Origin of the sequence: Massilia antarctica, from assembly GCF_015689335.1 — a bacterium.
Lineage (GTDB): Bacteria > Pseudomonadota > Gammaproteobacteria > Burkholderiales > Burkholderiaceae_D > Telluria_A > Telluria_A antarctica.
In genome coordinates, this window is record NZ_CP065053.1 from 4661440 (window position 1) to 4686586 (window position 25147).

22 protein-coding genes, 2 tRNA genes and 1 pseudogene are annotated in these 25147 nt (G+C 63.7%); 19 read left to right on the forward strand and 6 right to left on the reverse strand.

The annotated features are described in order from the left end of the window. The first annotated feature begins 235 nt into the window (after positions 1-235). The 15 genes and pseudogenes from cysS to IV454_RS20830 all read left to right on the forward strand — a co-directional run bounded on the left by cysS (position 236) and on the right by IV454_RS20830 (position 13894). Positions 236-1648, forward strand: coding sequence for a cysteine--tRNA ligase (cysS, locus tag IV454_RS20760; RefSeq protein WP_206087630.1), 1413 nt, complete (start codon positions 236-238; stop codon positions 1646-1648). Beyond that, positions 1648-2307 carry a DNA-3-methyladenine glycosylase family protein gene (locus IV454_RS20765; RefSeq protein ID WP_054268220.1) on the forward strand — a complete coding sequence of 220 codons (660 nt, stop codon included), beginning with the start codon at positions 1648-1650 and terminating at the stop codon, positions 2305-2307. Before cysS ends, IV454_RS20765 begins: the two co-directional genes overlap by 1 nt. 57 nt (positions 2308-2364) lie before the next feature. Next, positions 2365-3342: an acetyl-CoA carboxylase carboxyltransferase subunit alpha gene (locus IV454_RS20770; RefSeq protein ID WP_054267585.1), complete on the forward strand. Its 978-nt coding sequence runs from the start codon at positions 2365-2367 to the stop codon at positions 3340-3342. Beyond that, on the forward strand, positions 3339-4748 hold the full coding sequence (gene tilS / locus IV454_RS20775; RefSeq protein ID WP_206087631.1) for a tRNA lysidine(34) synthetase TilS: 1410 nt from the start codon (positions 3339-3341) through the stop codon (positions 4746-4748). The genes IV454_RS20770 and tilS overlap by 4 nt, the downstream gene beginning before the upstream one ends. A gap of 132 nt (positions 4749-4880) precedes the next feature. Further along, positions 4881-6128 carry an aspartate kinase gene (locus IV454_RS20780; RefSeq protein ID WP_054267587.1) on the forward strand — a complete coding sequence of 416 codons (1248 nt, stop codon included), beginning with the start codon at positions 4881-4883 and terminating at the stop codon, positions 6126-6128. Positions 6129-6221: 93 nt separating this feature from the next. After that, positions 6222-6313 (forward strand) — tRNA-Ser (locus IV454_RS20785). 202 nt (positions 6314-6515) lie between these two features. Then, positions 6516-6607 (forward strand) — tRNA-Ser (locus tag IV454_RS20790). Positions 6608-6871: 264 nt separating this feature from the next. Then, positions 6872-7048, forward strand: a complete 177-nt coding sequence (locus IV454_RS20795) for a hypothetical protein (RefSeq protein WP_206087632.1) — start codon at positions 6872-6874, stop codon at positions 7046-7048. Between the two features lie 46 nt (positions 7049-7094). Then, positions 7095-7631, forward strand: coding sequence for a YfdX family protein (locus IV454_RS20800; protein WP_282961430.1), 537 nt, complete (start codon positions 7095-7097; stop codon positions 7629-7631). Next, positions 7628-7783 carry a hypothetical protein gene (locus IV454_RS20805; protein WP_206087634.1) on the forward strand — a complete coding sequence of 52 codons (156 nt, stop codon included), beginning with the start codon at positions 7628-7630 and terminating at the stop codon, positions 7781-7783. The genes IV454_RS20800 and IV454_RS20805 overlap by 4 nt, the downstream gene beginning before the upstream one ends. Positions 7784-7952: 169 nt before the next feature. Beyond that, positions 7953-8551 (forward strand): annotated as a pseudogene (gene petA, locus IV454_RS20810) (ubiquinol-cytochrome c reductase iron-sulfur subunit). A gap of 155 nt (positions 8552-8706) precedes the next feature. Then, positions 8707-9618 (forward strand): isoaspartyl peptidase/L-asparaginase, encoded by a 912-nt coding sequence (locus IV454_RS20815; RefSeq protein WP_206087635.1) that lies wholly within the window; start codon positions 8707-8709, stop codon positions 9616-9618. Further along, positions 9611-10510 (forward strand): cyanophycinase, encoded by a 900-nt coding sequence (locus IV454_RS20820; RefSeq protein ID WP_206087636.1) that lies wholly within the window; start codon positions 9611-9613, stop codon positions 10508-10510. Before IV454_RS20815 ends, IV454_RS20820 begins: the two co-directional genes overlap by 8 nt. Further along, entirely contained in the window at positions 10507-13107 is a 2601-nt protein-coding gene (gene cphA / locus IV454_RS20825) for a cyanophycin synthetase (protein ID WP_229521745.1), read from the forward strand. Before IV454_RS20820 ends, cphA begins: the two co-directional genes overlap by 4 nt. Before the next feature lie 226 nt (positions 13108-13333). Continuing rightward, positions 13334-13894 (forward strand): SRPBCC family protein, encoded by a 561-nt coding sequence (locus IV454_RS20830; protein ID WP_206087637.1) that lies wholly within the window; start codon positions 13334-13336, stop codon positions 13892-13894. 86 nt (positions 13895-13980) lie between these two features. Here IV454_RS20830 and IV454_RS20835 read toward each other — a convergent pair whose 3' ends face one another. After that, positions 13981-15456 carry a M20 family metallopeptidase gene (locus IV454_RS20835; RefSeq protein ID WP_206087638.1) on the reverse strand — a complete coding sequence of 492 codons (1476 nt, stop codon included), beginning with the start codon at positions 15454-15456 and terminating at the stop codon, positions 13981-13983. A 125-nt stretch (positions 15457-15581) separates the two neighbouring features. Here IV454_RS20835 and IV454_RS20840 point away from each other — a divergent pair, with 125 nt between their 5' ends. Continuing rightward, positions 15582-16856, forward strand: coding sequence for a hypothetical protein (locus IV454_RS20840; RefSeq protein WP_206087639.1), 1275 nt, complete (start codon positions 15582-15584; stop codon positions 16854-16856). Positions 16857-16940: 84 nt separating this feature from the next. Next, entirely contained in the window at positions 16941-17522 is a 582-nt protein-coding gene (locus tag IV454_RS20845; protein WP_206087640.1) for a DJ-1/PfpI family protein, read from the forward strand. 11 nt (positions 17523-17533) lie between these two features. Here the strand turns inward: IV454_RS20845 and IV454_RS20850 are convergent, their stop codons facing one another. Continuing rightward, a complete protein-coding gene (locus IV454_RS20850) occupies positions 17534-18319 on the reverse strand; it encodes a hypothetical protein (protein WP_206087641.1) in 786 nt (261 codons plus the stop codon). Positions 18320-18427: 108 nt separating this feature from the next. Next, entirely contained in the window at positions 18428-19216 is a 789-nt protein-coding gene (locus IV454_RS20855) for a YfaP family protein (RefSeq protein ID WP_229521746.1), read from the reverse strand. A 251-nt stretch (positions 19217-19467) separates the two neighbouring features. Here IV454_RS20855 and IV454_RS20860 point away from each other — a divergent pair, with 251 nt between their 5' ends. After that, entirely contained in the window at positions 19468-21060 is a 1593-nt protein-coding gene (locus IV454_RS20860) for a hypothetical protein (RefSeq protein WP_206087642.1), read from the forward strand. A 226-nt stretch (positions 21061-21286) separates the two neighbouring features. Then, on the forward strand, positions 21287-22024 hold the full coding sequence (locus IV454_RS20865) for a hypothetical protein (protein ID WP_206087643.1): 738 nt from the start codon (positions 21287-21289) through the stop codon (positions 22022-22024). A gap of 85 nt (positions 22025-22109) precedes the next feature. On the opposite strand, the gene IV454_RS20870 is transcribed toward IV454_RS20865, so the two are convergent. The 3 genes from IV454_RS20870 to IV454_RS20880 all read right to left on the reverse strand — a co-directional run bounded on the left by IV454_RS20870 (position 22110) and on the right by IV454_RS20880 (position 25133). Continuing rightward, positions 22110-23585, reverse strand: a complete 1476-nt coding sequence (locus IV454_RS20870) for a right-handed parallel beta-helix repeat-containing protein (RefSeq protein ID WP_206087644.1) — start codon at positions 23583-23585, stop codon at positions 22110-22112. A 78-nt stretch (positions 23586-23663) separates the two neighbouring features. Further along, on the reverse strand, positions 23664-24425 hold the full coding sequence (locus IV454_RS20875) for a hypothetical protein (RefSeq protein ID WP_206087645.1): 762 nt from the start codon (positions 24423-24425) through the stop codon (positions 23664-23666). Positions 24426-24476: 51 nt separating this feature from the next. Then, positions 24477-25133: a CatA-like O-acetyltransferase gene (locus tag IV454_RS20880; protein ID WP_206087646.1), complete on the reverse strand. Its 657-nt coding sequence runs from the start codon at positions 25131-25133 to the stop codon at positions 24477-24479. Between the last annotated feature and the right edge of the window lie 14 nt (positions 25134-25147).

A 25147-nucleotide genomic window follows, 5' to 3' on the forward strand; every position in this document is an offset into this window, starting at 1 on the left:
GGGAAGGCTGTCAAGCCTTTACCGCAAAAATAAACCTGATCCATATGCGGCCAGCCGGGATTTTAACAATGCTATACTTTGTACAGAACGTCCCATTCTATCAAAGAAGAACAAGACAGAGGGCTCCGACGATCTCGATGCAAACCACGCCTGACCGGCGCGCGCCCACCGCGGCGATCGCGCCCGGTTGTCGTTTTGCCCGGGCGCGGCGCGCGCTGTAACGAGTAAGAATCCGATGAGCCAATTAAAGATCTACAACACGCTTGCGCGTGAAAAGCAGGTATTCAACCCGATCGAGCCCGGCAAAGCCGGCATGTACGTGTGCGGGATGACGATCTACGACTACTGCCATATCGGCCATGCGCGCATGATGATGGCGTTCGACGTCATCTATCGCTGGCTCAAGGTATCGGGCTACCAGGTTACGTACGTGCGCAACATTACCGATATCGAAGACAAGATCATCAAGCGCGCCGTCGACAATGGCGAGTCGATCTCGCAGCTGACGTCGCGCTTCGAAAAGTACATGGATGAAGACACCGCGGCGCTCGGCATCTTGCCGCCCGACGTGGTGCCGCATGCGACCGCCTACGTGCCGCAGATGCTGTCGATCATCGCCCAGCTCGAACAGAAGGGCCTGGCCTACAAGTCCGACGATGGCGATGTGAATTACGCGGTGCGTAATTTCCCCGGCTACGGAAAGCTTTCCGGCAAGTCGCTCGACGACCTGCGCGCGGGCGAACGGGTCGACGTCAATACCGGCAAGCGCGATCCGCTCGACTTCGTGCTGTGGAAGGCGTCCAAGGAATCGGAACCCGACGAAGTCAAATGGGAATCGACCTGGGGCAGCGGCCGTCCGGGCTGGCATATCGAATGCTCGGCGATGTCGTGCGCGACCCTGGGCGAACACTTCGACATCCACGGCGGCGGCGCCGACCTGCAATTCCCGCACCACGAGAACGAGATCGCCCAGTCCGAAGGCGCGTTCGGTCATCCGATGGCCAACTACTGGGTGCACAACGGCTTCGTGCGCGTGGTCGACGAAAAGACCAACGTCGCCGAAAAAATGTCGAAGTCGCTGAATAATTTCTTCACGATCCGCGACGTGCTCAAGCTGTACGACGCCGAAGTGATCCGCTTCTTCATCTTGCGCGGGCATTACCGCAGTCCGCTGAACTACGGCGCGGCCAACCTCGACGACGCCAAGGTTGCCTTGACGCGCCTGTACACGGCGCTGGCCGGCATCGACCTCGGCACGGAGTCGCTCGACGTCGACTGGAACGAAGCGCACGCGCTGCGTTTTCGCGAAGCGATGGACGACGACTTCAACACGCCGATTGCGATCGCCGTGCTGTTCGACCTCGTCACCGAGCTGAACAAAAGCAAGTCGGCCGCGCTGGCGCGCCAGTTCAAGGCCCTCGCTGCCGTATTGGGCTTGCTCGAACGCGCGCCGCAGGCATTCCTGCAGGCGGGCGGCGAGGAGGGCGGCATGGACGAAGCGGCCATCGTGGCGGCCATCGCCAGGCGCGGCGAAGCGAAGAAAGCACGCAACTTCGCCGAGTCCGACAGCATTCGCGCCGGCTTGCTGGCGGCCGGCATCGTCCTCGAAGACAAACCGGACGGCACGACCAACTGGCGCCGCGCATGATGGCGCCAACCAAGGAAACGGCGGGGGCCACTCCGCCGCCGCTGGAGGTGCCTGAGTACTGGGAGCAAGCCAAGATCGAACTCATGAAGCGCGACCGCATCATGAAAAAGCTGATCCCGCAATTCGGCGACCTGCACCTGGTCGGCCATGGCGATCCGTTCACCACCCTGGCACGCTCGGTGGTGGGCCAGCAGGTCACCACCAAGGCCGCCGATGCGGCATGGAACAAGCTGCTCACGGCCTGTCCCAAGATCACGCCAGCCCAGGTGATCAAGGCGGGCGCCGAGCAATTGTCGGCCTGCGGCCTGTCCAAGCGCAAGACCGAATACATCCTCGACCTGGCCGACCATTTCAAGGCCAAGCGGGTGCACGCGAACCAGTGGGCCGAAATGGATGACGAAGCCGTCATCGCCGAGCTGGTGCAGATTCGCGGTATCGGACGCTGGACAGCGGAAATGTTCCTGATATTCAATCTGCTGCGCCCGAATGTCTTGCCGCTGGATGATCCCGGCCTGATTCAAGGTATCAGCCAGAACTACTTTTCCGGCGAACCGGTATCGCGCAGCGATGCGCGCGAGGTCTCGGCCAATTGGGAGCCTTGGAGAACGGTCGCTACGTGGTATTTGTGGCGTAGCCTCGATCCGGTTCCGGTAGAATAGCGCCTGAAGTGGCCGTGCGGTGGGGTATGCTGCGGCCAGAATTTACCCGGAGGTATAATGATTAAACAAACTTTCCTCAGTTTTGAGCAGCCAATTGCCGAGCTTGATGCCAAAATTGAAGAGCTGCGCTTCGTCCAGGACGATTCGGCGGTCGACATCTCCGAAGAAATCGACCGCCTGGCCAAGAAGAGCCAGCAACTGACCAAAGATATCTACGCCAAGCTCACGCCGTGGCAGGTGTCGCAGATTGCGCGCCATCAGCAACGTCCATACACCATGGACTATGTGAACGAAATCTTTACCGACTTCCACGAACTGCACGGCGACCGCACCTACGCGGACGACCTGTCGATCGTCGGCGGCCTGGCGCGCTTTAACGGCCAGTCCTGCATGGTCATCGGCCACCAGAAGGGGCGCGACACCAAGGAACGCGCGATGCGCAACTTCGGCATGCCCAAGCCCGAAGGCTACCGCAAGGCCATGCGCCTGATGAAGCTGGCCGAAAAATTCGGCTTGCCGATCTTCACCTTCGTCGATACGCCAGGCGCTTTCCCCGGCATCGACGCCGAAGAGCGCGGCCAGTCCGAAGCCATCGGCCACAATCTGTACGTGATGGCTGAGCTGAAGGTGCCGCTGATCGCCACCATCATCGGCGAAGGCGGCTCCGGCGGCGCGCTGGCGATTGCCGTGGGCGACGCCGTGCTGATGCTGCAATATGCCACCTACTCGGTCATCTCGCCGGAAGGCTGCGCATCGATCCTCTGGAAAACCTCGGAGCGCGCGTCCGACGCGGCCGATGCGCTGGGCCTGACCGCGCACCGCCTGAAAGCGATGGGCCTGATCGACAAGATCATCAACGAGCCGCTCGGTGGCGCCCACCGCGATCCGAAGGGCATGGCCGTCATGCTCAAGCGCGCCCTGGCCGATACCCTGCGCCAGTTCCACGGCATGAAGACCAAGGACTTGATCGAAGCGCGTCACAACAAGTTGATGAGCTACGGCAAATTCAAAGAAACGACCCCGGCCGACGAGTGAACCAGACCACCAACGCAGCGCTTGCAGCGCAGTTTGCGCAAGCGCTCGACGCGTTGCGTGCACAAGGCGAACGCCCCTCGGTGGCGATCGCTTACAGCGGCGGGCTCGATTCCTCGGCCCTGCTGCACCTGGCGGCGCAGTACGCATCCGCCCACGATGTTCCCCTGTTTGCTTTCCACGTCCACCACGGCATCAGCCCCAACGCCGATGCCTGGCTGGCGCATTGCGAAGCGACTTGTGCCCGTCTCGGCGTGCCATTCGCCGCGCGCCGCGTGGTGCTGGAAAAAACCAGATCCGGTGTGGAAGCGGCTGCCCGCAAGCTGCGCTACGCCGCCCTGGGCGCCCTGTGCGCGGAGCACGCGGTGCGCCTCATGCTCACCGCCCACCATCTCGACGACCAGGCTGAAACCGTGCTGCTGCAACTGCTGCGCGGCTCCGGCACGGCCGGCTTGTCCGGCATGGATGCGGCCAACGCCGCGCCCGAGCTGCTGGGCAACCCCGACCTGGTGATGGCGCGCCCCTTGCTGCCGGTTTCGCGCCAGCAGCTCGAAGCGTACGCGGCCGCGCATGACATCGCCTGGGTCGAGGATGAATCGAACACCCACCCGCGCTATGCACGCAACGCGCTGCGTCACCAGGTGATGCCGGCACTGGCCACGGCCTTTCCCGGCTACCAGGAACGCTTTGCGCGCAGCGCGGCACACGCGCAGTCGGCCCAGCGCCTGTTGACCGAACTGGCCGTACAAGACCTGGCTGCCTGCCTGGTCGACAATTGCATCGACGTCGCCAAGCTGCGCGCGATGAGCCTGGACCGCGCCTACAACATGCTGCGCTACTGGTTCGGGCTGCGCGCGCTGCGCATGCCGTCGACCGCCTGGCTGACCGAAATGGTGACCCAGCTGGTGGAGGCGCGCCACGACGCCCAGCTGCTGGTAACGCACCCCGACTGCCATATCCGGCGTCATCGCGACCGCCTGTACATCACGCCCAAGCTGGCCGACCTGGCCGGCCAGCGCGATCCGGACGACGAAGGCATTTTTGTGAAAGAGGGCGAGCGCTTCGCCTGGACCGGGGAGGCGTGCATGGCCTTTCCGGCTTACGGCGGGGTGCTGCATTTCGACCCGGCGCAGCAGGGTTTCGATAGCGCCTGGCTGCGCGCCCAGCCCTTGCAAATCGACTTTCGCAAGGGCGGCGAACGCCTGAAACCGGCCGCCAACCGGCCCACGCGTCCGCTCAAGTACCACTACCAAGCCTGCAACGTACCCGCCTGGGAACGCGAGCGCCTGCCGGTGGTCAGCAGCGGCAAGGATGTGCTGTTCGCGGCCGGCATCGGCATGGATTGCCATCACTTCGGGAGCGTGCCCGCGTCCCTGATCAGCCTGCGCTGGGAAGCGCATCCGGCCTGACGACTACGCAGAAATGTAATTTCGATATAGCAATAACGTATAGGTTTGTCCATCGACTGCCTTGTTTTTCTGCATCGCAGCATGTAGAGTAAAGCCCTCCTTTTTCATTAACCGAGCGGAAACTTCACTCTTATGGCTTTAATCGTCCACAAATATGGCGGAACGTCGATGGGCTCGACCGACCGCATCAAGAACGTTGCGTTACGCGTCGCCAAATGGCATGACGCGGGGCACCAGATTATTGTTGTGCCTTCGGCGATGTCGGGCGAAACCAACCGCCTGATCGGCCTGGCAAAACAACTGATGGAACAGCCTGATCCGCGCGAACTGGACATGATTGCCTCCACGGGTGAACAGGTTTCCGTCGGTTTGCTGGCGATGGCCTTGCTGGCGATCGGCAAGCCGGCCGTGTCGTATGCGGGCTGGCAAGTGGCGATCAAGACCGACTCGGCCTTCACCAAGGCGCGCATCGAGTCGATCGATGACGTCAAGGTCAAGGCCGATCTGGATGCCGGCAAGATCGTGATCATCACCGGTTTCCAGGGTGTCGATGGGAAGGGCAATATCGCCACCCTCGGCCGCGGCGGCTCGGATACCTCGGCCGTGGCGATCGCGGCGGCGATGAAGGCGCAGGAATGCCTGATCTACACCGACGTCGACGGCGTCTACACGACCGATCCGCGCGTGGTGTCGGAAGCACGCCGCCTGAAAACCATTACGTTTGAAGAAATGCTGGAGCTGGCCTCGCTGGGCTCGAAAGTGCTGCAGAGCCGCTCCGTGGAATTCGCAGGTAATTACCGCGTGCCGACCCGCGTGTTGTCATCGCTGACCGATCCCCTGATGCCGCTTGAAGAAGAAGCCAACTCGGGCACCCTGATTTCGTTTGAGGAAGATACAAATATGGAACAAGCCGTCATCTCCGGCATCGCATTTAACCGCGATGAGGCCAAAATCACCATCCTGGGCGTGCCGGACAAGCCGGGTGTGGCGTACCACATCCTGGGGCCCGTGGCCGACGCCAACATCGAAGTCGACATGATCATCCAGAACCAGTCGGTGGAAGGCAAGACCGACTTCACGTTCACGGTCACGCGCGGCGAGTATGCCAAGGCCATGGGCGTGCTCGAAGGCGTCAAGACCGAGATCGGGGCGGCCAGCATTTCGGGCGACGCCAAGGTGTCGAAGGTGTCGGTGGTCGGCGTGGGCATGCGCAGCCACGTGGGCGTGGCCTCGCAGATGTTCCGTACCCTGTCGGAAGAGGGCATCAACATCTTGATGATCTCGACATCGGAGATCAAGATCTCGGTGCTGATCGATGAAAAGTACATGGAACTGGCCGTGCGCGCCCTGCATAAGGCCTTCGATTTGGAAAAAGCATAATATTTCCGAAAAATGGATGCGCAGCATTGCAAAATCCTGACCGAGCCGGTATGATCTTGGTCTTCTGATCTGGTGAAACCTACTGGGCAGAATGGAGATGTGGCCGAGTGGCCGAAGGCACATCCCTGCTAAGGATGCATATGGGGTAACCTGTATCGTGAGTTCGAATCTCACCATCTCCGCCAGAATCCTGTCCAGCTTGCTGCTGGACTGTCAAAAAACCCGCAGCGCTCGTCATGAGCCTGCGGGTTTTTTGTGTTTGCTTGCCGGCACGCCCCGGAGAAGCCGCAATTTTTTCGGGGGGAGGGGGCCGCGGCCCTGTTCGCCGCTGCCGGAATCCGGTATGATCTTGGTCTTCTGGCTTAGCAATACTGTGTAGGCCAGAATGGAGATGTGGCCGAGTGGCCGAAGGCACGTCCCTGCTAAGGACGCATATGGGGTAACCTGTATCGTGAGTTCGAATCTCACCATCTCCGCCAGATACTGAAAAAAGCTCCCGCAAGGGAGCTTTTTTCGTTTCGTGCGCCCGGCATGGGCGCACTCCTGTGGGGGCAAGTCCCGCCGCGAGCCGACCGGGGACGGCATGTCGACCGGCGATCCGGACGGTTGATGCGCGGACAGCGGTATCGCCGATTGCCCCATTCCTCGCCCGGCGGCTGGAACCGACGGGCGTCGCTGCGGTCTTAGCGTAATCAGGGTCGGAAACCACAGATCCGCTTACTTTCCCAGAACAGGAGGACAGAATGGACTCGCAGAATCGCACTGCCTGGCGCGTGGCAACCTTGGTCGCCGTGCTGTTAATTCCTTTCCATACGTATGCCGCTAATCCGGCGCCCCCGGCCAAGGCCGAACCGCAGCCTCCGGCGAGCCAGGCGGTGCAGCCGCAGGTCGACAAGCGCACGGCCGACACCACACAGTAAAAGCAGCGCGAGCTGATGACAGAGGCCCAGTCGGCCATCACGGAAACTGAAAAACGCCTTGAAGGCATTGGATGAAAAGCGCAACCGCGATGCGCTCGCCGCACTCGCGACGGCCACGGGCAAGCTGGAATTGATCCTGGCGCGCAGCCCGAAACTTGCCCTCGCCCCCGTGCGCACCGACGTGCTGACGCATGACTTGCTGGCCAAGAGCGACACCGTCAAGGCGGCCATCAAGGATGTGCGCGAACTCTTGCGCGATGGCGAGGTGCAGAAGGCGCGGCAACTGATGCAGAGCTTGGCGAGCGAAGTCGAGTTCCGTACGTTCAGTATTCCATTGGAAACCTATCCGGCCGCGATCAAGGCCGTCACACCCCTGATCGATGCCGGCAAGGTCGAGGAAGCGAAGACGGAACTGCGCACCATGCTCAACACCTTGGTCGTGACCAGCGAGGCGGTGCCGCTGCCCAAGTTGCGGGCGGAAGAGCAGATCAAGGCGGCCCAGGCGCTTGCTGAAAAAGCCAACCGCAGCAAGGAGGAAAACGACAAGCTGGCCCAAAGCATCGCTGCGCGCGCGACCAGTTGAAAATTGCCGAGCTCCTCGGTTACGGCGACAAGAAAAACTACAAGCCGATGTATCAGCAGATCGACGATCTCGACAAGAAAACGGTGGGCGGAAAATGGGGCAAGGGCTGGTTCGAGAAGATCGGGCAGCAACTCGCTGCGTGGAGGGCCTGAGTGGCCGGATTCGGACGAGTCCGCGCCGGGCCAGTCCGCGCGAATGCACGCCGCGCGAATGCACGCCGCGCGAATACCCGCCGTAGGCGCTTACAAGTTCAGTGCGGCGTACGGCCCGTCCGCCGCCATGCCGCGCCGATCACACCTCGCCGCTTCAACAAGGGAAGCCATGCCGGGCTACACTAAAGTGAATCTGAACCGTAGAAAATGGCTGCTCGCGGCGACGGGAACAAGCGGCGGTGCCGTGCTGGCCGCCGCCGCCATTCCCTTCGTGGAAAGCCTGGCGCCGAGCGAAGCGGCCAAAGCCGCCGGTGCTCCCGTCGAGCTCCACATTAACCGGATCGCGCCGGGCGCGCTGCTCACCGCCGAGTGGCGCGGGCGGCCAGTGTGGGTCCTGCACCGCACCGAGCGCATGCTGGCTCTGCTGCGCGGCAACGATGCGCGCCTGGCCGAGCCGCGCTCGGAGCAAGCGCAGCAACCACCGTATGCGGCCAACCCGACCCGTTCGATCCGTCCCGCTTTCCTGGTTGCCACCGGTATCTGCACCCACCTCGGATGCTGCTCGTGTACCGCCCCGAGGTGGCGCCGGCGGACCTGGGCAGCGACTGGACCGGTGGATTTTACTGCCCCTGCCACGGTTCCCGCTTCGACCTGGCCGGCCGCGTCTTCAAGAACGTTCCGGCACCGTCCAATCTGGACATTCCCCCTCACGAGTATCTGAGCGATACGCGTCTGCGCATCGGCGCCGACCGCGAGCACCCCGCCTGAATTGCGCGAACCACAGCGCGAAACCGCCACGCTCATGCGATTCAAATGGCCTGTGGGAAAGCTCTTACACGCGCACGCGTCATCGTCCACTACGCTCAGCCGATTGTCGTTTGCATAATGTTCACAACTGAACATTATCAATGACAAAGGAAGCCATGAACACAATTGACAGCGGCAGTGCCATCGTCGTACACGGTGGCGCTGGTGCCGGACGCGACCTCGACGACGGCTGCGCGCACGCCGCCCGAGCTGCGCGGGAACAACTTGAGCAGGATGGCGACGCGCTTGACGCCGCCATCGCCGCCGTTCTGGTGCTCGAAAACGATAGCCGCTTCAACGCCGGGACAGGCGCCGCGCTCGGCCTGGACGGCAGCACCATCGAGATGGATGCCTGCGTCATGGATACGCGCGGGCGCCTGGGCGCCGTCGCCGGCCTGCGCGCGGTCAGGAACCCCGTGCTGGTCGCGCGCGACGTGGCGCGCACGCCGCACTGCCTGCTGAGCGGGGAGGGCGCCGAGCGCTTCGCGCGCGCCATGGGCCACGTGCCGTTCAAAGAGGTCAGCGACAAGGCGCGGCGCGCCCACCAGAAGATGATCGACCAGCTTGCCAGCGACGGACAAGCCATGCCCGGCGTTGACAACAACGATTTCGCCCGCTTCTGGAACTACGCCTGCTCGCCCGCCTTCGCCGGCAAGAGCGGTTGCGACACCGTGGGCGCCGTGGTGCGCGACCAGGATGGCCACTTCGCCGTGGCCGGCTCCACCGGCGGCTCGGCGCCGTCCCTGCTCGGGCGGGTGGGCGACACCCCGATCATCGGCAGCGGTTTCTACGCCGGTCCGCACGGCGCGGTGGCGGCCACCGGCATTGGCGAGCACATCATGCGCCACATGCTGGCAAGCACGGTCTACCACTGGATCGCCGCCGGTACCGCGCTCGACGAGGCGCTGCGCCGCGGCGTCGGCCTGTTTCCGGACGACGTCCCCATCGGCCTGATCGCGGTCAGCCGCACCGAGGCCGGCGCGTTCAGCAATGCGCCCATGCCGCAAGCGGTGGTGCGCCATGGATGACACGATCGACGCGCCGACCCACGGCCACCTGCTGATCGTCGGCGGCAGCGAAGACCGTCAGCACGGCATGCGGGTGCTGACCCGTTTCGTCGAACTGTGCGGCGGCGCCGACCAGCCGGTGGCGGTAATGACGGCCGCCAGCGAGATCGCCGACCAGGTGTTCGAGATGTACCGCGTGGCCTTCGCCGAACTGGGTGTCACGCGAATTTCACATGTGCACCTCGATTCGCCCAAGGAAGCCGCCAGCGAAAAACTGCTGTCGCGGCTCCGGGAAGCGAAGGGCATCTTCATGAGCGGCGGCGACCAGAAGCGCTTGCTGGAGATGATCGGCGGCACGCCCGTCCATGCCTGCATCGCTACCGCGTTCGCGCGCGGCGCCTGCATCGCCGGCACCAGCGCGGGTGCATCCGCCATGTCGCGCTTCATGCTGGCCGAAGGCAAGGCCGAGCTGGAGCCGGAGAAAGGGGCGATCCGCCTCGGCCCCGGCTTGGGTTTCGTCGAGCGCATCGTGGTCGACCAGCATTTCGCCCAGCGCAAACGCCTGCCGCGCCTGCTGTCGATCATTGCCGAGCGTCCCGATCTGTACGGCATCGGCATCGACGAAGACACCGCGCTGTTAATCAGTCCCGGCAAAGGGATCGAAGTGATCGGCGACGGCGCGGTGACCCTGCTTGATGGCTTGAACATGGTCAGCAATATCGATCTGCTCGACACCGGCGAGGTGCCCAGGCTGATCGACGTGCGCCTGCACCTGCTGCCGGCCGGCACCCGTTTCGATGTCGGCGCAGCCGCCGATGGCGACACCCGCGTGCCCCCACCATTTCAGGATTTTTTCGATACCCTTATTCAATCAGAACAACCAGAACAACCAGAACAACGAGAACCCTCATGATGAACATCCTGCGACAACGCTTCCTGCGCGGCCCCAACCTGTTTGCCGACACTCCCTGCATGCTGACCCTGGTCGACCCGGGGCCGCTGGCGGGCATCGTCCCCGCCGCCATCCCCGGTTTGCACGCCAGGTTGACGGCGCTGCTGCCGTCGCTGCGTAGTTATCCCGACCCGGCACAGGGCGACCTTGGCGACCTGCTCGAACACCTGACCCTTGAACTCCAAAGCCTGGCCGGCAGCGAGATCGGCAGCGTCGAAAAGCGCGCCGTGCGCAAGGACCCCGCTCAATGCCGGGTGGTGTGCAGCTACCAGTTCGAGCGGGTCGCCAGCCAGGCGTTCGACCTGGCCCTGCGCGTGGCCGCTGCACTGATCGACGGGGCCGCCGTGGACGTGGAAGCCGGCCTGGCCGAGCTGAAGGACACCGTGGCCGACTGCGCCATCGGCACCAGTACCGGCGCCGTGCTGGCCGCGGCCCGGCGGCGGGGCATTCCGCTGATCCGCATGACCGACACCGCCAACCTGTTCCAGCTTGGCTGGGGCAGCCGCCAGAAACGCTTGCAGGCCACGGTCACCGGCAACACCAGTTACATTGGCGTCGATATCGCCAGCGACAAACAGCTTACCAAAACGCTGCTGGAACAGGCTGGCCTGCCGGTGCCGGAAGGCGACACCGTGCGCAGCGCCGACGACGCCGTGCGCGTGGCCAGCCGGATCGACGGCCCGGTCACCGTCAAGCCGCTCGACGCCAACCAGGGCAAAGGCGTCACCACCCGCTGCTGCAGCGAAGAGGACGTGCGCACGGCATTCGCCCATGCACGCGAACACGCGCGCACGATCATCGTCGAGCGTTTCCTCAAGGGGCGCGACTACCGCGTGCTCGTCACCGGCAACAAGGTCGCCGCCGCCTCATGGCGCCGTCCCCCGCACGTCACGGGCGATGGCGTGTCGACCATTGACCAACTGGTCGCTGCGGAAAACAGCAGCCCGGCGCGGGGCGAGGGCCACACCAACATCCTGACCCGGATTCCGCTCGACGATATCGCGCTTGAGGTCCTGCACAAGCAGGGCATGGATGCCGACTCGGTGGTCCCGGCCGGCACCTTGGTCGAGCTGCGCGGCAACGCGAATCTGTCGACCGGCGGCACCGCCGAAGACGTGACCGACCTGCTGCCCCGTTCCACGGCCCAGATCTGCATCCGCGCGGCCAAAACGATCGGCCTGGACGTGGCCGGCATCGACATCGTGTGCGAAGACGTCGCCAGGCCGCTGGCCGCGCAGGGCGGCGGCATTATCGAAGTCAATGCCGCGCCGGGCATCCGGATGCACCAGTATCCATCGGCCGGCACCCCACGCGACGCCGGCGACGCCATCGTCGAATCGATGTTCGGCGCCAGCGACGGCCGCATTCCCCTGATTGCCGTCACCGGCACCAACGGCAAAACCACGACCACGCGCCTGATCGAACACGCGGCGCGCATGACCGGCCTCAATACCGGCATGACCACGACCGAAGGCGTGTACATCAACGGCGAGCTGACCATGGAAGGGGACTGCACCGGCTACCATTCGGCGCTGTCGCTGCTCACCGCGCCCGATGTCGACCTGGCGGTGCTGGAATCGGCGCGCGGCGGCATCCTCAAGCGCGGCCTGGCGTTCGACCGTTGCGACGTGAGCGTGGTGCTCAATGTCTCGGCCGACCATCTCGGCCTCGACGGCGTGGACACCCTGGAAGAAATGGCCATGGTCAAGGAGGTGGTGGCGCGCGCCGCGTCGCGCGCCGTGGTGCTCAACGCCCACGATCCGCTGTGCGTGGAAATGGCCGGGCGCATGGCTCCCGGCGTTGAAATCCTGTATTTTTCGCTCGACGACAGCCATCCGGTGCTGCGCCAGCACCTGGCCGGGGGCGGGCGCGCGGTGTACCTGCGTCAGCGCAATGTGGTGCTGGCGCACGGACGCCATGAGCAGCGCCTGCTGGACGAACGCGCCATGCCGGTATCGATGAACGGGGTGGCGCGCTACAACGTGGCCAACGCGCTCGCCGCTTCCGCCGCCTTGGTCGCCGCCGGTTTCCACACGGAGGCCATCGTCGCCGGCCTGTCGACGTTCGTCTCCGATGGCAAGAACAATCCCTTGCGCTCGAACGTGTTCGACATCGGCGGCGTGCAGGTCGTGGTCGACTTCGCGCACAACTGCGCGGCTTACGGCGCCTTGTCCGAAATGGCGCGCGGCATGGCGGCGGGGCAGATCGTGGGCGTGGTGTCGGCGCCGGGCGACCGGCGTGACCAGGACTTGCGCGACATCGGCCAAGTCTGCGCGGCGGGGTTCGACACGGTGGTCGTGTACGAGTCCGAAAGCCGCGGCCGGCCGGCTGGCGAAACGGCGCGTTTGATTGCGGAGGGCGCACGCAGCGCGTCGCCGGAGCCGGGGCGGCTCCACTGCCAACTCGACGCGCACGAAGCGATCCGCTTCGCCTTGCGCATGTGCAGCCCGGGCGATGTGCTGATCTTCGGCTGCGGCTCCTCGTTGAGCGAACTGATCGAAGCGATCCGCCCGGACATGCCGCTGCTGGCCGAGAAAATTACGGCCGACATCGCCTGAGCCGGGCAAAGATGAGCGGCGGGTGCGTTCTGTCCTCAATGAAACGGTGGTGGCAGGCGAATTCCTACATCAGTTCTGCGGTAACGCCTATTCATCCGCACCAGGGACGGGATTAACATGGAAGGTCATTGCAAGCCCGCAGGCGAGGTCGCCCGCAATAGAACGCATGGCGACACGCCGGTCCGGCTGCGCCGGCTTATCTCAATCGACAATCAGGAGGAAAACCATGTTGAGCCGTATTCTCGGGTTGGTGGCTGTTGCGGTTGGCGGCACCTTGCTGGCCAAGCAAATGCAAAAGTCTGGCGGCAAGGGCAGTCAATCAAGTGTCAGTATCGATGTCGATCTTCCGGTGCGCACTGTCTACGACCAGTTCACGCAGTTCGAGCAGTTTCCGCAGTTTATGGAAAGTGTGCACGAAGTGCGCCAGCTCGACGACAAGCGCCTGCGCTGGAAGGCGGACGTGTTCGGCAAGGTCATCGAGTGGGATGCTGAAATCACCGAGCAGATTCCGGATAAAAAGATCGCATGGCGCAGTACCTCGGGCACGCCGAACGGCGGCACGGTGACCTTCAACGAGCTCCCGGGCGGACGCACCAGGGTCACGCTCGAACTGTATTACGAACCGCAAGACGCGGTCGAGACCATGGGCGACCTGGTCGGCGCCGTGCGCATGCAGGCGCGCTCCAACCTGCAGCGCTTCAAGGACATGCTGGAGAAGCGCGGCAGCGAAACGGGCGCATGGCGCGGCGCGATAGCGAAAGACAGTACGGCAGGGCCGATGCACTGAGCGGCAGCCGCGCGCAGGCAGGGATGTTTGCTTGCCGTGGTCGCTAGTCCGACGCGCCGGTACCTTGCCCGGCGCGCCGCGGCCGCTTATGGATGCGCCGCAATGACCTGCGCCACCGCCGCTGTCAGCCGTTTGCCGTATGGCACATGCAGGAACTCGTTCGGCCCGTGCGCATTGCTCTTCGGCCCCAACACCCCACACACCATCATCTGTGCTTTTGGGAAGCTCTTTTGCAGCAAACCCATCAGTGGAATCGTGCCGCCTTCGCCCAGATAGCCGACCGGCGTGCCGAAATGGCTTTCGCTGGCTAGGTTCACGGCCGTGGACAGCCACGGGCTCAGCTCCGGCGTATTCCAGCCGCTGGCGCCGTAGGAACCCGGGGTGCCATCGGGTACGAACGACACGCGCGCATTATAGGGAGCGTTATCTTCCAGCAATGCCTTGAGTTGCAGCGCGGCGGCATTGCCGTCGAGCAGGGGCGGAAGGCGCAGCGACAGCTTGAAGGCGGAGTAGGGCCGCAGCACATTGCCGGCATTGGCGAATGCCGGAAAGCCTTCCGCGCCGACCACCGACAGGGTCGGGCGCCAGGTACGGTTCAGAATTGCTTCGAGCGGATCGGTGGTGACCGGCAGCACCGAGCCGCCATCGGCGCCGCAGGCCCACGGCATGCGCTTGTACACTTCTTCCTTGAGGATGGCGGCGGTCGCCTTCGCTTCCTCGATGCGCACGTGCGGAATCTCGCAATGGAAGCTTTCCGGCAGCAGGCGCCCGGTCTTGGCATCTTCGAGCCGGTCGAGCAGATGGCGCAGGATGCGGAAACTCGACGGCACCACGCCCGAATGGGCACCCGAGTGGATGCCTTCGGTCAGCACTTCCACCTTGAGCGTGCCGGACACCATGCCGCGCAGCGAGGTGGTCAGCCACAGCTGGTCGTAGTTGCCGGCGCCCGAATCGAGGCACACCACCAAGGACACCTGGCCCAGGCGGTCGCCCAGCATGTCGAGGTAAGGCGGCAGGTCGTACGAGCCGCTTTCCTCGCAGGTTTCGATCAAGCCCACGCAGCGCGGGCGAGGAATGTTCTGGCGGTCGAGCGCCATGATGGCTGTCAGCGAGGCATACACGGCGTAGCCGTCGTCGGCGCCGCCGCGTCCGTACAGCTTGCCGTCTTCATACTTGGGCGTCCATGGGCCCAGGTCGCCGCGCCAGCCATCGAATTCGGGCTGCTTGTCGAGGTGGCCGTAGATCAGAATGGTGTCCCTGGAATCGGCTTTGGTGGCCGGCAATTCGAAGAAAATGACGGGTGAGCGATTCGGCGCACGCAGCACTTCGAGTTTCAGCCCCGGAATTTTCTTGCTCCTGATCCACTCCTCGGCATCGCGCACGACCCGGTCGAGATAGCCGTTGGCTTCCCACTGGGCATCGAAGGCGGGGCTTTTGGCCGGCACGGCAATGTAAGACACCAGGGCTGGAACGATTTCTTCATCCCAGACGCGGTCGGCAAAGGCCGCCAGTTCGCTGTGGGAGAGCGTGCCGCTGGTGGGCGACGAAGTAGGATGGGTCATGGCGTTTCTCTCTTGAACAGAATACGGTATTTTACTGTAGCACTTCCCTCGGTGGGGCAGGTGGCCGCCTTGCCAGCGCCATCCGGATCGGCGAAGATGGGTTTGGCTAACAAAGGACAACGACAATGGCGGCGTATGCGCACCCTGGCGGCAAACGGATCGGCACCGCCGAACTGATCGCGGCATTCCAGCAAGCGCGCGGCTACCGGGCCGCGTATGCGCGGCTGGAAACTTTCCTGCACACAGCGTCCAGCGACGAGATCGACACCTTCGCTGCTGACGCGCTGCTGGCGCTGCCGGACGGGGCCGGCATGATCGACGACGTCGTGTGCAGGATGTCGCCGCACGCATTCGCGCGCCTGGCCGAATCCGCCCTGGACCTGGTCGAGCAAGACCGCTCGTCCGCGATGTGCGACGCGGTGCTGCAAGCGGCCAGCCTGCAGATCGTGGCGGCGCTGCAGCCGCATCTTGGCCGGCTGTTCGAACACGCGCCCAATCAGGGCTGGGCCTCGGAGAATTGGCCCTGGCGCGCCGCGCTGGACGAGGATATCGCTTTCCTGCGCGCGATACTGGCATCGGACCATCCGCAGGAGCGCTTCAAGGCGTGGCGCTGTCTGCTGGAAACGCGCCAGAGCGCCGCCATGGCGCTGGCGGTGGACGCGTACCCATCGATGGCACTGGCGCATCCGCTCAAGGCCTTTCTGCGCGAGGTCGACCACGATGGCCCCGGCGAGCCCCTGTATGGCGCGGCTTGCATGCACATCATTTTTCCCGAAAATCATCTGTTCGACGGCAGCGGCAAGCCGGACCAGGGCGTCGCCCACCCCAGCTGGACCTTGCCGGCCGGCGCGACGACCTTGCGCTTCGGCGGGGCCGGCGCGGGCACGTGCGGCCTGTGCGCGGGCCAGCTTCATCACCTGGTGACCTTGCCCGAGCACCAGGTGTTCGGCGCGGCTGGCCACGCAGGACGTGACGTTGCGCTGGAAGTGTGCCTGTCCTGTCTTGGCTGGGAACGCGATGCGCTGTTCTACCGCCATGGCGCCGACGGCAGTGCGGAGGCGCTCGACCATGGCGCGCTCACACCGAGGCACCCGGCCGTCGCCCTCGCGCCCGCCGGCGTGCGGCTGGCGCCCACGCCGCCGCGCTGGACATGGCAGGCATGGGGGCCGGCCAACGGCGCGGAAAACCTGCATCGGGTCGGCGGCCATCCGACCTGGGTGCAATCGGCCGATTACCCCGACTGCCCGTCTTGCGCCAGGACCATGCACTTCGCGCTGCAGCTCGATTCAGCGTTGCCGACGATGGATGGCGATACCTGGTCATGGGGCGGCGGCGGCCTTTGCTACGTGTTCCAGTGCGCGCCGTGCAGGATCGCCGCTTACCTGTGGCAATGCACCTAGGCTGGGACTTTCCGTTTCCGGCGTATTATCTGGACATGCATCAAGCGGCAAGCATCACTTCACCACTGACCAAGGAGAACTAGCATGGCTGGAAAGAAGATTTTGTTTCTGACGGGCGATTTTGCAGAAGACTATGAAACCATGGTGCCGTTCCAGGCGCTGCAGATGGTCGGCCACACCGTGCACGCGGTTTGTCCGGGCAAGAAAGCGGGCGACAAGATCAAGACCGCGATCCACGATTTCGAGGGCGACCAGACCTACACGGAAAAAACCGGCCATCTGTTCGCGCTGAACGCGAGCTTCGATGAGGCCGACGAAGGCAACTACGATGCCTTGATGATCGCCGGCGGACGCGCTCCGGAATACCTGCGCCTGAACCCGCGGGTGATCGAACTGGTCAGGCAGTTCGCGAAGGCTGACAAGCCGATCGCGGCGGTCTGCCACGGCGCGCAATTGCTCGCGGCCGCCGATGTGATTCGGGGCAAGCGCATTTCCGCCTATCCCGCCTGCTCGCCGGAAGTGCGCATGGCGGGCGGCGAGTACGCGCAGATCGAGGTCGACCAGGCAGTCACGGACGGCAACTTCGTCACGGCGCCGGCGTGGCCGGCGCATCCGCAGTGGCTGGCGCAGTTTCTTAAGCTGCTAGGTACCGACATCAGGCTCTGAGCGGCGGCGCGTCAGGATGGTAACGCGGCGGTGGATGGCTTGGGATCGATCCACCCGCGCCGTTGCAGATGGCACACGCTGCTGCACAAGACCGCCGGCAGCAATAGATTGACGAACGGCACCAGCATCAGCACGCACAGGATCATGCCCAGCATGAAGATGGCGGGCCGCTGGGCGTGCATCAGCGCGCGCCGCTGTTCCAGGTCCAGCACGCCCTCGGCGGCGGGGAAGTACATCAGCCACACATTGCATTCGAGCAGGAAACGCACCACAACGTAGAGGGACCACACGGGGATGATCAAGGTGAGCATGTGCTTGAGCACATGGCACACCCAGCCCCACGCGCTGCGGCGCCGCAGCGCAGGCAGCGGGCGCGGCTGCCATGCGGGATAGCGCGCGTCGGCCACCCGCCGCGCGCGCCGCAGGAACAGCCAGCGCAAGGGCAGGCGGATGGTGGTCATGTTGGCAACCACGAACAGAAGCACATAAAAGAAGCCCGCCAGTGCCAGGGCCATCAGCATCATGTGCAGCACCGGCCCGATGTGCGTCACCAGGTCGACCAGGCCGCGGCCGATATCGTGCAGGCCGATCGCACCGCCATTGCCGTGGCCGCGTCCCGTCCCGATGCCGGCCATGGCCAGCATGCCGAAGAACGCGATCAATGCCGCGCCGCCGGCCAGCTTGAGGAAAAACTCACCGTAATGGAAGTAGAGCCAGATCCACAGGCAGGTCGGCGCCATGCACCACAGGGATGAGCGCCACCACAGGCCGCCATGGCGCGCATCGCGAAAGCCCATTCCAACACACGCGCTCGCTTCGCGGAACGCGCTCGACCACCGTTGATACGCCCGTTTCCACATCAGTGACCCTGTTCCGGTGAAGGTGAATTGCGTGCCGCCGTGCTCTCAGAACGTGAAGGACTTGACCAGGGTCAGTTCGCCGATGCTGCGCATGGGCAGCACGAATTCTTCGCGCTTCTCGCGCGGCGTGTTTTCGTTATACACCAGGGTGACTCTCGCGGTGATCATCTGCATCTGGCGCTTGCTTTCATCGAAGTGGTAGCCGTTCGCGCCCAGCTTGCCCCAGTAATTGATGTACACGTGGTAGTTACCGCGCAAGGGCGCGGTCATGGTGAACATTTCCGGGCCCGGGCCGTCCACGCTGTCGACATCGAGCCCGCCGCCGTTGCTCAGGACCGGGTGGCCGAAGTAAGCGTGTTGGCCATCCGGTGTGACGATGTGCAGGTCGATCTCGGCTTCGGTATCGTCCCAGGCGCAGATGATGCGCAAGCCGGGCAAGGGCCGGCCCGAGCTGGTTTCGTAGAACTGCACGCGCCTGAGCGATTTGCCTTGGGGCGATTTGACTTCCACGCTGTTCGACCCGGCGCCGAACAGGTAAGGGCGCGCGTAATGGCCCTGCTCGTCCGTCATCAGGCGCAGGGGATTGCCGTTGACCACCAGCTGGTGCGCCTCGCGCTTGCCGGCGGCGGCCGCGATGCGCCCCTTGATCATGCTGCGTTTGCTCTGGGCGCCGCGGTCGATCGGCGAATTGGGATAGGCCACCGTGGCCTCATCGCTCTTGTCGACCAGGCCGGTGCGGTTCCAGCCGCCAACCGGCGACGCAATGTCGGTGGCCGTCGCGGGCGGCAAGGCCAGGGCCAGGGCCGGCAGGCACAGCATCCAGGTCATGTTCATCAGGGTCTCCATACAGTGGGCGCGATTGTACCCGGTCGCCGGGCCAGCCGTTCAATCGGGGCGGGCAGGCCAGGCGGCGCAATACGCTGGCAAGCGCTGAAGGCAGAGTTTGCGATACTTCGTCCCACCCGGTCCGTCAAAGCTCACCATGGGTCCATGCGCACCCCGGGTGCGAGGATGGAACTGACCGGAGAGACAGCATGGAAACGGCATGGAAGATGCGAGGAGCGTGCTCGGCGGGGACCTTGGCAATGGCAGCAACACTATGGGGTTGTGGCGGCGGCAGCGGCGGGCCCACGCCGCCAGAGGCCACGATATTGGCGTCCGTTACCGTCAGGGACGCCGCCGCAACAGGGCCGCTTGCCAGTCCGGCCGACACCAGCGCGGGTGCGGCCGACGAGCTCGGTATAGCGGCTGGCGCTCCCGGCGCCGCCGCGCCGGACGCCGTGCACGGGCGCAAGGAGATCTACGGCATTGTCAACCTGGCACCGCCGCCCATTTACATTGCCAGGATCAACGCGCGCGGCCAGGCCACATTCGAATATACCGCGCTCGACGACCGCTTGCACGTCGGCTTTTTCGATGGTGCAAGGGTCATCGACGTCAATCCGCCGGACGCCCTCGTCACCACGCTCGGCGCGCTCAACGACCGGGGCGAGGTGGCGGCCCAGATTCGCTTTGCGCGCGATCCGGTGCCCACCCCCTTCCAGCCGTTTCGCTGGACCGCCAACGGCGGCAGGATCATGTTGGCAACCTTGAACGCGGAAGGGGACAGCTTTGTCACGGACATCAATAACTTTGGGGAAATCGTCGGCGCTTCCCGTACCGGTCCGGGTGACGAGCCGTTCCGCGCCGTGCGCTGGACCGCGCAGAACAGGCTGTTGCCGCTGCCGGTACCGGCCGGTTTCGGCCAGTCGTTCACCGGCGACATCAACGAGCGCAATGTGAGCGTGGGCGCCGCCGACGACGCGGCCGGTCATCCGCATGTGTTGATCTGGGATGCCGATGGGCGCGTGACCGACCTCGGCACGTTCGGTGCCACGACGGCCGGGCCGGTGGCGATCAATAACCGGGGCGAGATTGTCGGCTTGCTCAACGCGGCCGCTCCCGATTTCCAGACGTTTTTGTTTAGTCCCGGCCAGGGAGCGATCCGCGTCGGTCCCGCGACCGTGGCGACCAGGCTCAACGAGTTCGGCGAGCTGGTCGGCCGCATCGTGCGGCCCAATGACGAAAACCATGCCTTCCTGTTCTCGCGCAAGCGCGGCCTGGTCGACCTGCACCCGCCGCAGTTCATTCTCTCGGAAGCGGGCGACATCAACGACAGCGGCACGGTGGTGGGCCTGATCCGGCGCGCCGGCGACGCCGGCACCAGGGCGTTTCGCTGGTCGCGCGCCGGCCTGGGCGCCGATCTGAACACGCTGTTGAAGGACGCGCCGGCCGGCCTGGTGCTGACCCACTCGCTGAGGATCTCGGCCAACGGCGACATCCTGTCCAATTCGAATGTCGGGCTGGTCCTGCTGCGTCCGGGCGGTGGTGGCACCGACGCACCGGTGCTGGGGCCGATCCGGATCGGCGCGGCGCTTGCGAACCAGCCGGCCAGGCTCACACTCTCGTTTCGCGACCGCAACGGGCACGATACGCACACGGCGACGATCGACTGGGGCGACCTTGGCGGCGCGCAGCCGGCGCGCGTACGCGAAAGCCGGGGGCGGGGCGAGGTGAGCGCCGCCCACACGTACGCGGCGCGCGGCAGCTATGCCGTCGTCGTGCGCGTGGCCGACTCGGGCGGAAAAACGACGTTCGTGCGGCAATTGGTGGCGGTGTCGGACCAGGATGCCCAATAAAAAAAGCGGAGGCCCGCAACTGCGCCGGCTTTCGCGCTATCGGCAAGCAGGAAATCCGGCAGCACGATTGCCTTTGTATTATTGTTAATTTGGGAGTAAGCTTGCCTGAAAGCTCATTCGGTTCGCACAGGTCTTCAAGCCGGTAAGAAGCTGCTACGACAGCTCGGCGTCAAACAGGGGTAGAGGCGGGTCATGACACTCACTACACTAACTGGAGAGCACATACATGAATATCAATCCATTCGATCTGTCGGTTTCCGACTTCGTTGCGCAGTCGGCCAAGTGGTGCGCGGAGTTCAATATTCAGGAAGACTATCCTTACGATCTCAAAGTGGAGATCGCGGACCGCGCCCTGTTCGATAGCGGCATCGATAAATACGAGCAGATCGCCGCCGAAGCCGAGGACTGGATCGAGCATGAACGGACCCGCCTGGGCGAAGCGCTGCCGATGTTTGCCACCCACGCCGACTACATCGTACGCACGGCGCAGTGGCGCGACGAATTCAAGATCCCCAAATACTTGCCGTACACCGAGCAGGTGCGCGTCGCCGATGAAGTACTGCGCACGATCGACCGCTCCAGATATGCCGGCATGATATCGGCGGCCGAGGAATGGAGTAAAAAAGAAAGCGCCAACCTGGATGCCGAACCGCCATTCGACGGCTGGCAAGAGCAGATCCGGCGCCAGCTGCTGCAGATCCAGAAAGGAAAATACCTGATGATCTATGTTCCGTATGGATCGAGCAGTTACACGATCGAGCAGGGGACCCTGACCAGCGTCGACTGGAATAACGGAACCGTGCTGCTGCATAACACCGTGTATAACCGCGATACCACGGTGGCGATCGATAACATCCAGAGTATTGACGAAAGCCGCAGCGGCTCGGGTGCACTCGGTTCGGTGCAAACGGCCGATCTGCGGTTGGTCGGCAACGACTGGTATCGCGGGAACACCAAGCTGTGAGCCGGCGAAGCCATCGGCTGCCGATGGCTTCCCGCCGCGCGGGCGTCGCCTAGCGCGTCGCCTAGCGCGTCGCCTAGCGCGTCGCCTAGCGCGTCGCCCCGGCCGCAATCGCCGCGGTGCCGAATTCATCGGCGCCGAGGTCGATCGGACCTTCGCTGCGCGGCCCGCCATCGATGTCCGCCACGCCGTTCGGCGCGATCGCGCCCGATGGAAAATAGCGGGTCCACAGCGGCGAGGTCCAGTTCGTCACGGCGGCCGTCACGGCGCCGGCATTGATGGCGGGGGAGGCGGCTTGCAGCCTGAGGTTGCCCGTCGCCGGCGCCACGTATTTGGGATCGGCAATCACCTTCGTCCCCGGCAGCGACGCCGACGCCGTGCCCGTTCCCCACCAGAGATTCTTGCCCCAGGTATTGTTGGCGTGCCCGCTGCCGGTCACGTCATACGCTTCTTCCGCACTGCCTTCGCCGACGACAATGTTGTTGCTGAAACGGCTGTCGGTCACCTTGTACTGGAACAGCAGTTCGGTTCCCCAGCCCCGGTTCTTGTAGAAGGAATTGTTGTGGACCTGGATGCGGCGCGACGCGCCCGCCGAGCTCGAATAACCGCCCAGGGACAAGCCCGCTTCGCGGTTGTTGTAGACGACGTTGTTCATCATCAGGATATCCTCGGTCGCCTTGCCTTTGTGTTCGCTGGCAAACTCGAAACCCAGGTCGTTGCCGGTCGAAATATTTCGGTCGAAGATGATATTGCGGCCGCCATCGACATAAAAGCCGCCGGCCGAGCCTTGCTTGCCATACCAGGGATTGGTCGAGCTTGTATTGTTCCGCGCAATATTGCCGCGCACGATGCCGTTGCGGACCCGGTCGTTCTCGCCGCAGCCGCCGCATTCGCCTTCGTAACCGATGAAGTCGAAACCGATATTGTTATTGTCGTGCACATTGTTCGACAACACCTCGAAGCGGTCGACATTGCCATTGATCACCAGCGCTTCGCTGGACTGCAGCACGTTCTGATACACCTCGTTGCCCTGTATCAGCAGATCGGTGATGCCGCCCGCGTCGGTGCCGAACACGGCCAGCCCGTGCGCGCCGACGGCGCACGGGTCCTTGCAGGTGCTGGTGTGCCTGATGTTGTGGATCTTGTTGTTGACGATCTGAAGATGCGATCCCTTGCCCTGCAGCAGGATGCCGACCGGCGTATTCGAGCCGCCCGTGCTGAAGTTGGCGACGTCGAACCCTTCCACCCGCACATAGTTGGAGTTGGTAATCGTGATCAAGCCTTCGCGGTCGCTCGGCACCAGTCCCGTACCGCTGAGTATCACCCCGGCGTCGGCCTTGACGGTGACGGGATTGCCCGCGCTGCCGTTCTTGTCAGCCAGTTTGACTTTTTGCGTGTAGGTGCCGGCCAGCACGCGCACGGTATCGCCGGCAATCGCCGTGTTGACCGCATTCTGGATCGACTGTCCGGGACCGACGGTGATGGTGGCAGCGCCCGCGGCGCCGCTGTGACTGAACAGGGCAAGGCAACTGAGTTTCAGGGCGGCGTTCATCGCAAGCTTCATCAGACATTTCTCCAGGTTGGGACCGCATGAGGATTGGCGATTGCAGCCGGACTTGCCGGTACGTCGTGCAATCCGCGCTTATCTTATTCGCGGTGATCCGGAAGAACAAGGATCATTCGATTCTTTCAATGCGACCACCGCTGCCAACGCGCGCTCGCCTGCCCGGGCTGCTTGTGGATGAACATGCCAACTACATAATGCGGCAATGCGGTGAAGCGCGGCCGTGGGACGTTTTTCGATTTCCAACGCAACTTGCTGGCTAATGAACATATCCATATGAATAGCCATCCGTTCAAGCAGTGCATCATCCAGAAGATCCATGGCGGGGATGATGCAGACAACGACGGTCGCATCATCGTCGTTGTCATGGTCGAGCAAATGGCCGATCATCCGGCTCAGTAAAGCCTGATCCTGGCACAAGGGCGCGCACGGTGGATAGAAATCCTCGATGGTGCCGCCGGCTGGTTTCGCGCTATCGACTGCGGCCAGAAAGGCATCGAGCGACGCAAAGGCGAGGCACGAATCGCCATCATGGGACAGATAGAAAATATTGCCGCGAAACGGTGCCTGCTTTAGATACAGGTAATAATTGCTTGACTCCGACTGGTCAAGCACCACGCCGCCAAGCTGACGGATGATCGGGTGCAAGCGCATCAGCTTCGTTTCAGCGGCCGATTGATGTGCATCGAGCAGCGTTTGCTCGAGCGCGTCGGCATGAAACAGGCGGCGTTGGGTGATCCTGGCGAAATAGGCAGCCAGTTCAGCATCCATCGGCTCGTCCTCGACGGGGTCGTGCTGCGCTGGCGCCGGAGCCAGTGGGCGCTTGAAAAACTGGAACATACCGAACTCCCTGCGCAAGTCGAAAAGTGAGAAACGGGACGTAATACGCGACTAATCATCCCCCGCGTGCGCGGCCATCACCGCCGCCACCCGGCGCGCAATGGCTTGCGCCAGCACATGCACGTGATAGCCGTCGACGAACCCGTGATGCGCCTGCACCGACAACGGCACCGTCATCGATTCCCCGGCCGGCGCGCTGAATTTGCCCCAGGCGAGCGAGGGAATATCGGCGCTGCGATGGCAGAAAATCGGATGCTCGATGGCGCGCATGTCGAGCCATGGCATGCAGGTGATATAGATATTGTCCCTGGCCTGACGCGGCGTCAGGTCGGCGCTGGTATTGATCAGGGCGCGGCTGGCCTTTGCTTCCCGGCCGGCGCGCACGCTGCGCGCGATGAATTCGCGCAGGTCGGCGCTTCTGGTAAAACGCGCGAAATTGAGATTATTGTCTTCATTGATCACGGTGAACGAGCCAATGAAATCGTCGATCTTGATGACCTCACCTTCGTACACGCGGTACATGAAGTTATCGACCGTCTCGACCGCCGACAGCACGCAATACAGAAAGAAGTGAAACGGCGGCAGCTCGCGCTGTTTGCAAAACGGACGGAAATCCGGCAGTTCCAGGGTCAGGCTGATATTAAGCAGGGGATTGTCGAATTGGCGGAAAACCTCGTAGCGGTCGCGCCGGAGTTCAAAATTTTTCATGTCCGTAGTTTAAC